Genomic DNA, 12,006 nt, shown 5'->3' with positions numbered 1-12,006 from the left:
CGGGAGCCGCGGGGGCGGCTGTCGGCGGAGGAGGCCGAGCGGTTGCTGCGGGCCGGTGCCGCCGAGACCGAGACCGAGAGCGTCCCCCGCGACAGCCTCACCGTGCCGCACACCGCGCCGACCGCCGTCGTCCGGCCCCGGACCCCCGCCCCGCAGCCCGAGCCGCCGCACGCCCCCACGGTCCCGTCGGAGGTCGCGGCGCCGCCGCCGGCCCCCGGGCGCCGGCGGCGCACCGGCGTACGGGCGCTGGTCGCGGCGGCGCTGGCGGTCGCCCTGGCCGGCGGCGGGTTCTACGCCGCCCAGCACTTCGGCGGCTCCACCGGCACCCAGGGCGACGGGCCGGGGCCGAGCCACTCGGCGACGTCCTCGTCGCCGTCCTCCCCGTCTCCTTCTCCGTCCCCGTCGGCTCCCGGCCCCTCGCCCGTGCCGGCGGGCTACCGCCTGGCCGAGGAGCCGGAGCGCGGCTTCTCCGTCCCGGTGCCCGACGGGTGGACCCGTCAGGTGCAGGGCGATCAGGTCATCTACGTCGATCCGAGCGGACTGGCCGGCCTGCGGATCGGCACGCTGGACTACGCGGCGAGCGACCCTCTGGAGCACTTCGAGGAGGAGGAGCAGCAGACCATCCCCAAGCTGGCCGGATACGAGCGGCTGCGGATGCAGAGCACCCGCTGGCGTGATCGCCCCGCAGCCATATGGGAGTTCGCCTTCCAGGGCAAGGCCCGCGACTTCCGGGCCATCGACCTCGGCTTCGGGGAGCCCGGTGGACGCGAGTTCGCCGTCTACCTCTCGGCGCCTACGGCCCAATGGGGCGATTTCCGGTCGGTCTTCGACAACGCGGTGGCCGGACTCGTCGTCCACGACTAGCACACGGCGGGGCCGGGGTGGGACCACGGCCCCGAGTCAGGGATGATGGAGGTCTCCATCCCGCGGTCGCCGCAAGCAGGCGATGAGGGAGCTTCATCTTCAGCGACTGCAGAGGGAATTCATGGGCCAGGCGCACGACACCGACCAGCGTCTCATCGCCGACCGGTACCGACTCGGCGCCGTCCTCGGCAAGGGCGGCATGGGCACCGTCTGGCGGGCCGTCGACGAGACGCTCGGCCGTACGGTCGCCGTGAAGGAGCTGCGCTTCCCGCACAACATCGACGAGGACGAGAAGCGCCGCCTGATCACCCGTACCCTGCGCGAGGCCAAGGCGACCGCCCGGATCCGCAACACCGGCGCGGTGACCGTCTTCGACGTCGTCGAGGAGGACGACCGGCCCTGGATCGTCATGGAACTGGTCGAGGGCCGCTCGCTGTCGGACGCGATCCGCGAGGACGGGCCGCTCTCGCCCAAGCGCGCCGCCGAGGTCGGGCTGACCGTGCTGGACGTCCTGCGGGCCGCCCACAAGGAGGGCATCCTCCACCGTGACGTGAAGCCGTCCAACGTCCTGATCGCCGACGACGGCCGCGTCGTGCTCAGCGACTTCGGCATCGCCCAGATCGACGGCGACCCGTCCGTCACCTCCACCGGCATGCTGGTCGGCGCTCCCTCCTACATCTCGCCGGAGCGGGCGCGCGGCCAGAAGCCGGGGCCGCCGGCCGACCTGTGGTCGCTGGGCGCGCTGCTGTACGCCTCGGTCGAGGGCCGGCCGCCGTACGACAAGGGCTCGGCCATCGCCACGCTCACCGCGGTCATGACCGAGTCTCTGCAGACCCCGCGCAACGCGGGTCCGCTGGCCGACGCGATCCACGGGCTGCTCAACAAGGACCCGGAGCTGAGGCTCGACGACGCCGGCGTGCGCCCGCTGCTCACGAGTGTCGCCCACGCGCCGGACGTCCCCGTGGCGGAGGCCACGCGGACCATGCCGCTGCCGCCCTCGGACCCGCAGCCGACGCCGACCGACGCGCCCCCGGCCACCCGGGCCGCCGCGGCCGACCAGGCGGCGCTGCGGGCCGCCAAGGCCAAGCCGGAGCCCGAGGCCGCCCCGGCGACCACCGCCACCCCGGCGACCGCGTCCGCGCCGGTCGCGCCGGTACCGGTCGCCGCCGCCCCGGCCGCCCTCCGGCTGCCGCTCCTGGCGTCGATGGACGGGCGCCGCCGCCGCGCGGTGCTCTTCGCGGCGATCGTGGTCGTCCTCGTGCTGCTCGGGACGGGCATCGGCATCTGGGCCGGCCAGGGCGACGACGACCCGGGCGCGCGCGGGCCCGCCGGCCCGTCCGCCCCGGCGAGCGCCAAGTCCGGTGACGAAGGCGTCCAGGACGGCAAGGGAGGCGACGACAAGGGCACGGGCGGCGAGGCCAGCGACGACAAGGGCGGCGACGACTCCGGCAAGGGGAAGGACGACGACTCCGGCAAGGGGTCGGGCGGTTCCTCCTCCGGGTCCGGCGACGGCTCCGGCAGCGGGAAGAACGGCACCGGCGCCGTCCCGGCCGGCTGGACGACCTACACCGACTCCGAGGGCTTCTCGATAGCGCTGCCCAGTGGCTGGGCCGCGAACAAGGAGCGGGCCGGCAACGGCTGGATCTTCAACGCCCGCCGCAGCCCCCGGGTGCAGGTCGACTGGACCCACACCCCGGGCAGGAGCGCGGCGGACGCCTGGCGCCAGAACGAGTCCGGCGCCGCGAGCAGGTTCCCCGGCTACCAGAAGGTGGACATAAAGGACGTGGACTACCGCGGCTACCGCACCGCGGCCGACTGGGAGTTCACCTACACCTCCGGCGGGACGAAGATGCGCGCCGTCAACCGCGGCTTCGTCGTGGACGACGGACACGGCTACGCCATCCTCTTCTTCGCGCCGGACGCCGAGTGGAAGAAGACCAGGGAGATGCGCGAGGCGCTCTACAACACCTTCAAACCGGCCAAGTGACGCCGCTCGAGCACGTATCGTGAGTCATTGCGGACTGTCCGCATCCACAACGGATCGGATCTGACGCTTTGGGGAGGCGTCGTGGACGACTACGCGGGACGCGTACTGGCCGACCGCTACCGCCTGCCGCGGCCGCCCGCCGACGAGTTCGAACTGGTGGAGACCCGGGCCTGGGACACGTTCAGCAACCAGGAGGTGCTGATACGCCAGGTCCTGCTGCCCGAGGTCGTCAGCGCCGAGCCCGGGCCGCACCCCGGGGACGGCGGGGACACCGCCCACCGGGCCCTGGAGGCGGCGCGGGCCGCGGCCGCGATACCCGACCACCCCCGGCTGGTGCAGGTCTTCGACATCTTCGTCGAGGACGGCAGCGTGTGGATAGTGAGCGAACTGGTCGCCGCCCGTCCGCTGGCCGCGGTCCTCGCCGACAAGCGGCTCAGCCCGTACCGTGCCGCCGAGGTGGCCTCCGACGTGCTGACCGCGCTGCGTGTGCTGCACGCGCACGGCTGGGTCCACCGCAACGTCACCGGCCGCACCGTGCTGGTCTGCGACGACGGCCGGGCGATGCTCTCCGGCCTGGCCGTGGGCGCCGCCCAGGAGGCGCTGTGCGGGTACAACCCGGTGCCGGTGCCCGCCATGGCCGGCGGCGGCGAGGCGCCCGGCGGCGGCTGGGAGGGCCCGCACTCCGCGCTGGAGCTGGAACGCGCCCGGCAGGCGCGGCTCACCGTGATCGGCCCGGTCACGGAGCGGTGGGCCCCGGAGCAGGCCACCGAGGTCCACGAGAACTGGCAGCTCGCCCCGCCCGTCGGTCCCGCCGCCGACCTGTGGGCGCTGGGGTCGCTGCTCTTCCGCAGCGTCCAGGGGCATCCGCCGTTCCCGGAGGAGAACACCGCGGAGCTGGTCCAGCTGGTCATAGCCGAACCGCCCGCGTACGCCGAGGAGTGCGGACCGCTGCGGCCCGTCGTGGAGTCCCTGCTCCGCCAGGACCCCGAGGAGCGGCCCGACGCGGAGGAACTGCGCGGCTGGCTGCGCTCGCTCGTCCGGTCCGCGCCGGAACCGGACCTGGGGCTGAGCACGGTGCCGGTGCCCGCCGACGATCCGCACAAACTGCCCGTCGTAAGGCGCCGGGGCGAACTGGTGCGGCGCCGCAAGGCCGCCGCCGACCCCGTGCCCGCGCCTTCCGCGCACGGGCGCCACAAGCGCACCAAGGAGCGCAGGCAGCGGTCGGCGCGCGGGCCGCGCAGCCTCGGGGTCACCCTGGTCGGCCTGGTGCTGCTGCTGATGGTCGCCGCCGTGCTCTACGCCGTGCTCTTCATGCCGCGCGGCGGGGCCGGGGACGACGAGGGCGCGGCGGGCGCCACGCGGACCCTGCCCGCGCAGGTGCCCGGCGGTGACGAACGGCCGCAGTCGACGAAGCCGCGGGCCGACGGGTCGACGGCCACCAAGACCCCGCGGAGTTCGCCCCGCGCCACGAGCGCCCCGCCGCCCACGCGGTCCACTCCAGCGGACGACGGCGCCGCCACCGGCCTCGGCGGCGACTTCCGGCTGCGCACCGATCCGGAGGGCTTCCGCCTCGCCGTCCCCAACGGCTGGCAGCGCACGGGAAAGAACGCCGACGGGCAGGTCCGCTACACCGGCGGCGACTACCAGCTGCTGGTCGTGCCGGGCCGGGACACCGTCGCGGACAAGGGCAGCGATCCCATCGTCTACCAGAACGACGAGCCGGAGCTGGCGGGCTTCCGTGCCTCCGGCTGGTCCTCGGCCTCCGGGCTGCGCCGCCTCGACATGGGCGGGATCTCGGCCGCGGAAGGCGAGTTCAGCTGGAGCGACGGATCCGGGCGGCAGCTGTTCGCGCGCAACCTGGCGATGATCCGCGACGGCAGGTACCACGTCGTCCTGGTCATCGGGCCGGACGGTGAACGCGCCGACGTCAAGCGCTACTTCGAGAAGGCCGCGGAGACCTACCGCACCACCTGAGCACGGCGCCGGCCGCAGCCGAGCGGCCCCGACGCCGCTCGGGCCGGGCCGGGCAGGGGTTCGCGGCGTTCCTGCCAGCTTTTGCTGGCGTAATTGTGAAAACCGGCTACTGACGGGTATGCACGCGGTGCCACCCCGTCGTACGCTCCCGCCATGACGGACTCTCCTACTGGCGGTAACGGCAATCCGGTCGCCCCCACCGGCACCAGGACCGCCGCGGACGTGGTGACCCCGGACCTCGTGGCGCGGCTGACGCGGGGCGTCGCCGGCAGCGGCAGGACCGTGAACCACACGCCGCTGACCGGCGAGAAGCTGGCGGAGCTCCCGGAGTCGACCCCGGAAGACGTGGCGGCGGCCTACGACAGGGCGCGGGAGGCGCAGAAGGCCTGGGCGGCCACGCCAGTGCGCAGGCGTGCCGCGGTGCTGCTCCGCTTCCACGACCTCGTGCTGGCCCGCCAGTCCGAGGTGCTGGACCTGATCCAGCTGGAGACCGGCAAGGCCCGGCTGCACGCGCACGAGGAGGTGCTGGCGGTCGCCGTCGCCGCCCGGCACTACGGCGTCAAGGCCCCGTCGTACCTGAGGCCCAAGCGGCACACCGGCGCCATCCCGACGCTCACCAAGGTGCGGGAGCTGCGGCACCCGCGCGGTGTCGTCGGCCAGATCGCGCCGTGGAACTACCCCCTCGAACTCTCCGTCGGCGACGCGCTTCCCGCCTTCGTCGCGGGCAACGCCGTGGTGATGAAGCCGGACACCGAGACCGCGCTGACCGCCCTGTGGGCGCGCGAGCAGCTGATCGAGGCCGGGCTGCCCGCCGACGTCTGGCAGGTCGTCATCGGCGAGGGCCCGGTCGTCGGCCCGGCGGTCGTCGAGCACGCCGACTACGTGTCCTTCACCGGCTCCACCCGCACCGGCCGCGACGTGGCCAGGCGTGCCGCGGCCCGCCTGATCGGCGCCTCCCTCGAACTCGGCGGCAAGAACGCCCTGCTGGTGCTGGAGGACGCCGACCTCGACAAGGCGGCCGAGGGCGCGGTCCGCGCCTGCTTCTCCTCGGCGGGCCAGCTGTGCATCTCCATCGAGCGGCTCTTCGTCCACGCGTCCGTCGCCGACGCCTTCCTGGAGCGCTTCACCGCGCGCACCCGGGCCCTCAAGCTGGGCACCGCCCTCGCCTACGGCGCCGGGATGGGGTCGCTGGCCGGCGAGCGCCAGATGGAGACCGTGACCCGGCACGTGGACGAGGCGGTCGCCAAGGGCGCCACCGTCCTCACCGGCGGCAGGGCCCGGCCCGACGTCGGCCCCTACTTCTTCGAGCCGACCGTCCTGGACGGTGTCGAGCCGCCGATGTCGGTGTGCGCGGAGGAGACCTTCGGACCGGTGGTGTCCGTGTACCGCTTCACCGACGAGGACGAGGCGGTCGAGCGCGCCAACGCGACGCCCTACGGCCTCAATTCCAGCGTCTGGACCAAGGACACCCGCCGAGGCGCCCGCGTCGCCGCGCGCCTGCGCAGCGGCACCGTCAACGTCAACGAGGGCTACGCGCCGGCGTACGGCAGCGTGCAGTCCCCGATGGGCGGCATGAAGGACTCCGGCCTCGGGCGCAGGCACGGCTCGGAGGGCATCCTCAAGTACACCGAGGCGCAGACCGTGGCGACGCAGCGGCTGCTGCCGATGGCCCCGTCGCTGGGCATGGACGACTCGGCGTACGCGGCCCTCATGAGCCGCAGCCTGCGCGTGATGAAGGCGCTGAGGCTGCGCTGATGGAGGGGGAGCGGATGTCCTACGACTACGACGTGATCGTGATCGGGTCCGGCTTCGGCGGATCCGTGTCCGCACTGCGCCTGACCGAGAAGGGCTACACGGTCGGCGTCCTGGAGGCCGGGCGCCGCTGGACCCGGGAGTCGCTGCCGAAGAACTCCTGGCACATCAGGGACTACCTGTGGGCCCCGGCGCTCGGCCTGTACGGGATCCAGCGCATCCACCTGCTCGACAACGTCATGATCCTGGCCGGCGCGGGGGTCGGGGGTGGTTCGCTGAACTACGCCAACACCCTCTACGTCCCGCCGAAGGCCTTCTTCGAGGACCGCCAGTGGGGCCACATCACCGACTGGCAGGAGGAGTTGGCCCCCTACTACGACCAGGCCAAGCGCATGCTCGGCGTGCGGCTCAACCCGACGATGACCCCCTCGGACGTCCACCTCAAGGCGACCGCCGAGCGGATGGGCGTCGGCGACTCCTTCCACATGGCCCCGGTCGGCGTCTTCTTCGGCGACGGACGGGACGCCGCGGGCGACGCCGAGGCCGCGCCCGGCGCCGAGGTCCCCGACCCGTACTTCGGCGGCGCCGGCCCGTCCCGGCGGGCCTGCACGGAGTGCGGGGAATGCATGACCGGCTGCCGTCACGGCGCCAAGAACACCCTCAACGAGAACTACCTCCACCTCGCCGAGAAGGCGGGCGCCGAGATCCACGCGATGACCACCGTCACCGCCGTGTCGGAGAACCCGGAGGGCGGCTACGACGTCGCCGTCGTCCCCACCGACGCCCGCCGCAAGGCGAAGCCGCGCGTGCTGCGCGCCGGGCACGTGGTCGTCGCCGCCGGGACGTACGGCACCCAGACGCTGCTGCACCGCATGCGCGACGCGGGCCTGCTGCCGGGGCTGTCCGCCCGGCTGGGGGAGCTGACCCGCACCAACTCCGAGGCGCTGGTGGGCGCTCAGACCGACAGTCGCCGCTACCGCAGGCGCACCGGCGAGCCGCGCGTGGACTTCACACGCGGCGTGGCGATCACGTCCTCGATCCATCCGGACGAGAACACCCACATCGAGCCGGTCCGCTACGGCAAGGGCTCCAACTCGATGGGCGGCCTGTCCATCCTGCAGGTCCCGCACGGCACCCGGCTGCCGCGCGGGCTGGCCTACCTGGCGCACTGCGCGCGCCACCCGGTGCTGCTGATGCGGTCGCTGTCCAACCGCCGCTGGTCCGAGCGCACCATCATCGGGCTGGTCATGCAGTCCCTGGACAACTCGCTGACGACCTACCGCAAGCCCAGGGGCCTGGGGAAGGGACTGCTCACCGCCCGGCAGGGGCACGGCGCGCCCAACCCCTCCTTCATCCCCGAGGGCGCCGAGGCCGCGCGCCTGCTCGCGGAGGAGATCAACGGCTTCGCGGGCAGCAACGTCGGCGAGTTGATGGGCACCCCGCTCACCGCCCACTTCCTGGGCGGCTGCGCGATCGGCGAGGACGCCGAGCACGGTGTGATCGACCCGTACCACCGGCTGTTCGGGCACCCGGGCATCCATGTGGTGGACGGCGCCGCGGTCTCCGCCAACCTGGGGGTCAACCCGTCGCTCACCATCACCGCGCAGGCCGAACGGGCCATGTCGCTGTGGCCCAACAAGGGTGACGCCGACCCGCGCCCGGCCCAGGGCGAGGCCTACCGCCGCGTCGCCGCGGTCGAGCCCAGGAGCCCGGTCGTCCCCGAGGACGCCTTCGGCGCGCTGCGGCTGCCCGTGATCCCCGTCCCGCCGGTGCCGCCCAAGGGCTGACGCCGCCGGACGCACGGACGCCGTGGGGGCCGCGCCCGCAGGGGACGCGGCCCTCCCGGCCGTGTTCCGGGCTGGTTCCGGGCGCGTTCCGACCGGGCGCCGGACCGCGCGGAGAGCGCCATGTGCGGCCCGACTCACTCGATCGAGGGTCGGATACCTGCTCAAGTGCCGCGAAATGAGTAGTGTGTTCCTCGCAGAGCGGCCGGTCCCGGGCGTCCCCGGAACCGACCGCCACTTTGAGTCGTGACCGGGCTGCTGTCCCCTGCCGTCCGGTCACTATCACCGGAGCGAGGTCCCACGGCGCGACCGCATTGCTTCCACTCGCGCGGCCGTGCCTCATCGCTCCGGTGGCACCCCGCCCAGCTGCGTCTGAGCGGTGTCCACGCGTGGTCTTCGACGTCCTTGCTTCCCTGGCCCAGGGTCACCGCGCCTGGCTGGCACGGACACCGGATTCAACGAAGCCGTCCGTAGGCGGTCACGTGCCGTACGGGTGATGCCCCCCGAACGGGTCATACGGCCGGTGCCGCGGGGGCTTCAGACCCGGCCGCGGCACAGCTCCAGCAGGGTCATGGCGAGTGCCGTGCCGGGCCTGCCCAACTGCTCGCTGTAGCGGCGCAGGATGTCCATCTCGCGGGAGAGGTGCACGCGGCGGCCGCCGGAATCGATGCGGGCGCGCTGGATGCCCGCCGAGACGGCCATCCGTTCCCGCACCAGCGCGATGATCCTCGCGTCGAGGTCGTCGATCCGCTCGCGGGCGTCCGCGATGACGGCGCCGGCGTCGGTGGTCCGCGGTGCCGCGGGGGTGCTGCTCATGGGGTTCCTCCTCGGGGGCCGGGCCCCCGGGCCGCCCGGGACGGGAAACGCCAGGCGCCCCGGGCCGTGTGGCCCGGGGCGCCTGGTGACGTCTGGATGCGTTTCCTCGCTCAGACAGCACGACCATGGCAGCCGGACCAGCCGGTGCCATAGGTAAACGCGAAGCGCGTGCGGTTGAGCATGCGGCACAGTGTGCGCCCCCGGGGCGGGGAAGTAAAGCCGCGGGCCCCGGTAGAATCGGCAGGGACCCCACGTTCGACACCGCCGGAAGGCCCACCGTGGCATCAGCGACCCCAGCCGCCCCCGACACCGTCCTCGTCGTTGACTTCGGGGCGCAGTACGCCCAGCTCATCGCCCGCCGCGTCCGTGAGGCCCGGGTCTACAGCGAGATCGTGCCGAGCACGATGCCGGTCGAGGAGATGCTGGCCAAGCGGCCCGCGGCGATCATCCTGTCGGGCGGCCCGTCGTCGGTCTACGCCGAGCACGCCCCGCGGCTGGACCGCGCCCTCTTCGAGGCGGGCGTCCCGGTCTTCGGCATGTGCTACGGCTTCCAGTTGATGGCGATCACCCTCGGCGGCACCGTCGACAACACCGGGGCGCGTGAGTACGGCCGCACCCCGCTGCACGTCGGCAAGACCGGCTCCACGCTCTTCGAGGGCACCCCGGCCGAGCAGTCGGTGTGGATGTCGCACGGCGACACCTGCACCGCCGCCCCGGAGGGCTTCACCGTCTCCGCGGCCACCGACCTGGTGCCGGTGGCCGCGTTCGAGAACGACGAGAAGAAGCTCTACGGCGTCCAGTACCACCCCGAGGTGCTGCACTCCGACCACGGCCAGCAGGTGCTGGAGCACTTCCTCTACCGCGGTGCCGGCATCGCCCCGGACTGGACCACGCACAACGTGGTCGAGGAGCAGGTGGCCGCGATCCGCGCGCAGGTCGGCGACAAGCGCGCCATCTGCGGCCTGTCCGGCGGAGTGGACTCCGCGGTCGCCGCGGCCCTGGTCAACAAGGCCATCGGCGAGAAGCTGACCTGCGTCTACGTGGACCACGGCCTGATGCGCAAGGGCGAGTCCGAGCAGGTCGAGAAGGACTTCGTGGCGGCCACCGGTGTGCAGCTGAAGGTCGTCGACGCGCAGGAGCGCTTCCTGACCGCGCTCGCCGGGGTGTCCGACCCCGAGGAGAAGCGCAAGATCATCGGCCGGGAGTTCATCCGGGTCTTCGAGCAGGCCGCGAGCGAGATCGTCGCCGAGGCAGGCGCCCACGGCGAGTCGGTGGAGTTCCTGGTGCAGGGCACCCTCTACCCGGACGTCGTGGAGTCCGGTGGCGGCACCGGCACCGCCAACATCAAGTCCCACCACAACGTGGGCGGCCTCCCCGAGGACCTGCAGTTCCAGCTCGTCGAGCCGCTGCGCAAGCTCTTCAAGGACGAGGTCCGCATGGTCGGCCAGGAGCTCGGCCTGCCCGAGGAGATCGTCCAGCGCCAGCCCTTCCCGGGCCCGGGCCTGGGCATCCGCATCGTCGGCGAGGTCACCAAGGAGCGCCTGGACCTGCTGCGCGAGGCCGACGCCATCGCCCGCGAGGAGCTGACGGCCGCCGGTCTCGACCGCGACATCTGGCAGTGCCCGGTGGTGCTGCTCGCCGACGTCCGCTCGGTGGGCGTGCAGGGCGACGGCCGCACCTACGGCCACCCCATCGTGCTGCGTCCGGTCTCCAGCGAGGATGCCATGACCGCGGACTGGTCGCGGCTGCCGTACGAGGTGCTGGCCCGGATCTCGACCCGGATCACCAACGAGGTCGCCGACGTCAACCGCGTCGTGCTGGACGTCACCAGCAAGCCCCCGGGCACCATCGAGTGGGAGTAGCCCCCTGAGTGGGGCAGGCTTGGGGCGATACCGGGGAAACCTGGTATCGCCCCTGTTCATCTGCGGTACCTCGGGGTAACTTCCGCGCCATGACCGACACCGCGCCGCAGCCCGTACCGCCCGATCGGCTCCATTTCGCCCTCCCGCCCACCTTCGAGGACCCCGCGGAGGAACGCCGTCACCGCAAGGAGCGGCTGGTGGTGGCGCTGCGGGCGTTCGCGGAGCTGGGGTTCGAGGACGGGGTGTCGGGTCACATCACCGTGCGCGATCCGGAGCTGCCGGACCATTTCTGGGTGAACCCCTTCGGGGTGCCGTTCCGGCACCTGACCGTGGGCGAGCTGATCCTGGCCAACCAGCACGGCGCCGTCGTCGAGGGCCGGCACCACGTCAACCAGGCGGCCTTCACCATCCACGCCCATGTGCACACCGCACGGCCCGACGTGACGGCCGTCGTGCACAGCCACTCGACCTACGGCCGGGCGCTGGCGGCGCTGGGGGAGCGGCTGGAACCGATCACCCAGGACGCCTGCGCCTTCTACGAGGACCACGCCCTCTTCGACGCCTACACCGGGGTCGTGGTGGACGAGGCGCAGGCTCGGCGCATCGCGGTGGTCCTGGGGGCGTACAAGGCGGTGGTACTGCGCAACCACGGACTCCTGACGGTCGGCGAGACCGTGGACGCGGCGGCCTGGTGGTTCATGACGATGGAGAAGTCCTGCCAGGTGCAGCTGAGCGCGAAGGCGGCGGGCAAGCCGGTGTGGATCACGCACGAGGACGCGCTCGCCACCCGTGAGCAATTGGGACACGATCTGGTCGCCTGGATCAACTACCAGCCCACATACGAGCGGATAGCTCGCGATAATGCAGGGCTTTTTGATTGAACGACGGCCGCTTCGCCTACGTATCTCCTAGGGCGCTCCTGGAGAATCGTCCGGGAGGGGGTCCACGACGGGTGCGTGCGAGAGGG

The 12,006-nt window shown here is 72.9% G+C and carries 8 protein-coding genes; 7 read left to right on the top strand and 1 reads right to left on the bottom strand.

Annotated elements, in window-relative coordinates:
* The 5 genes from PV342_RS16345 to PV342_RS16325 all read left to right on the top strand — a co-directional run.
* The coding region (locus tag PV342_RS16345) for a serine/threonine kinase C-terminal domain-containing protein (protein ID WP_500317599.1) at positions 1-864 on the top strand (864 nt) is incomplete at its 5' end.
* 121 nt (positions 865-985) lie between these two features.
* Positions 986-2,851 (top strand): serine/threonine-protein kinase, encoded by a 1,866-nt coding sequence (locus tag PV342_RS16340; RefSeq protein ID WP_500317598.1) that lies wholly within the window; start codon positions 986-988, stop codon positions 2,849-2,851.
* Between the two features lie 81 nt (positions 2,852-2,932).
* The gene (locus PV342_RS16335; RefSeq protein ID WP_400799171.1) at positions 2,933-4,825 is read left to right on the top strand and encodes a serine/threonine protein kinase; all 1,893 of its coding nucleotides are present in this window, start codon (positions 2,933-2,935) and stop codon (positions 4,823-4,825) included.
* Between the two features lie 153 nt (positions 4,826-4,978).
* Positions 4,979-6,580, top strand: a complete 1,602-nt coding sequence (locus PV342_RS16330) for a succinic semialdehyde dehydrogenase (protein WP_500317595.1) — start codon at positions 4,979-4,981, stop codon at positions 6,578-6,580.
* The gene (locus PV342_RS16325) at positions 6,580-8,364 is read left to right on the top strand and encodes a GMC family oxidoreductase N-terminal domain-containing protein (RefSeq protein ID WP_400799165.1); all 1,785 of its coding nucleotides are present in this window, start codon (positions 6,580-6,582) and stop codon (positions 8,362-8,364) included. The genes PV342_RS16330 and PV342_RS16325 overlap by 1 nt, the downstream gene beginning before the upstream one ends.
* Positions 8,365-8,898: 534 nt before the next feature.
* Here the strand turns inward: PV342_RS16325 and PV342_RS16320 are convergent.
* Entirely contained in the window at positions 8,899-9,177 is a 279-nt protein-coding gene (locus PV342_RS16320) for a chorismate mutase (protein ID WP_386991438.1), read from the bottom strand.
* A gap of 278 nt (positions 9,178-9,455) precedes the next feature.
* On the opposite strand from PV342_RS16320, the gene guaA reads away from it, so the two are divergent.
* The gene (gene guaA / locus PV342_RS16315) at positions 9,456-11,039 is read left to right on the top strand and encodes a glutamine-hydrolyzing GMP synthase (protein WP_018561198.1); all 1,584 of its coding nucleotides are present in this window, start codon (positions 9,456-9,458) and stop codon (positions 11,037-11,039) included.
* A gap of 89 nt (positions 11,040-11,128) precedes the next feature.
* The gene (locus tag PV342_RS16310) at positions 11,129-11,920 is read left to right on the top strand and encodes a class II aldolase/adducin family protein (RefSeq protein WP_018561199.1); all 792 of its coding nucleotides are present in this window, start codon (positions 11,129-11,131) and stop codon (positions 11,918-11,920) included.
* Positions 11,921-12,006: the final 86 nt, after the last annotated feature.

The organism is Streptomyces sp. PA03-3a, assembly GCF_033792735.1.
Taxonomy (GTDB): Bacteria; Actinomycetota; Actinomycetes; order Streptomycetales; family Streptomycetaceae; genus Actinacidiphila.
Note: the sequence above shows the minus strand (reverse complement) of the source record. Positions and strands in the feature narration are given on the sequence as shown.